The following is a 1133-nucleotide window of genomic DNA, read 5'->3' as shown; positions in this document are numbered from 1 at the left end:
ACTAGTGTCGTGAGTCGTTAATTCGCGGTCAGAAGTTAGAATAGGGTGTGCCGAGCCCGATTCCTGTGCCCGTGGTGTTGACCGATGATGAGCGTAAGCAATTGCAGTCGTGGGCACGCAGGCCCAAGAGTGCCCAGGCGTTGGCGATGCGTTCGCGAATCATCCTTGCCTGCGAGGGTGATTCGAGTAATACCCGGATAGCTGCGGACTTGAAGGTCGCCCGGTCGGTGGTGACGAAGTGGCGCAATCGGTTCGTGGTGGACCGCCTCGACGGTCTGCTTGATGAGCCTCGTCCGGGCCGGCCGCGGGTGGTCGGCGACGAGAAGATCAAGGATCTGATCACCGCGACATTGGAGACGTCGCCGCCGGATGCCACCCATTGGTCGACGCGGTCGATGGCTGATCATCTGGGGTTGAGCCAGTCGATGGTCTCCCGCGTCTGGCGGGCGTTCGGATTGGCGCCACACAAACAGGATTCGTGGAAGTTGTCCAAGGATCCGCTGTTCGTAGAGAAGGTCCGCGACGTCGTCGGCCTTTACCTCAATCCACCCGAGCGGGCCGTCGTGCTGTGCGTGGATGAAAAGACCCAGATCCAGGCCCTCAACCGCACCCAACCGGTATTCCCGATGCTGCCCGGTACCCCGGCGCGGGCCAGCCACGACTACGTGCGCCACGGCACCTCGAGCCTGTATGCCGCGCTGGACCTGACCACCGGCCAGGTCATCGGGTCACTGCATTCCCGCCACCGCGCCCAGGAGTTCCTGGCGTTCCTCAAGAAGATCGACGCCGCCGTGCCCGCCGAGCTGGACTGTCACGTCGTGCTCGACAACGCCTCCACCCACAAGACACCAACAGTAAAGCGTTGGCTGACAAACCATCCCCGCTTCGTCCTGCACTTCACCCCGACCAGCTCGTCGTGGCTCAATCTCGTCGAACGCTGGTTCGCCGAGCTCACCACCAAGAAGCTACGCCGCGGAACTCACACCTCGGTACGCCAGCTCAATGCCGACATCCGCGCCTGGATTCACACCTGGAACAACAACCCGCGGCCCTACGTCTGGACCAAAACCGCCGACCAAATCCTCGAATCCATCGGCAATTACTGCAAACGAATTAACGACTCACAACACTAG

The 1133-nt window shown here is 61.5% G+C and carries 1 protein-coding gene; it reads left to right on the top strand.

All coding sequences use genetic code 11. The features are described from left to right. Positions 1–47: 47 nt before the first annotated feature. Positions 48–1133 carry an IS630 family transposase gene (locus AC5Y7D_RS30850; protein ID WP_499929977.1) on the top strand — a complete coding sequence of 362 codons (1086 nt, stop codon included), beginning with the start codon at positions 48–50 and terminating at the stop codon, positions 1131–1133.

This window comes from Mycobacterium sp. NGS49, from assembly GCF_059812565.1.
This window is presented reverse-complemented; position numbering and strand designations above follow the sequence as displayed.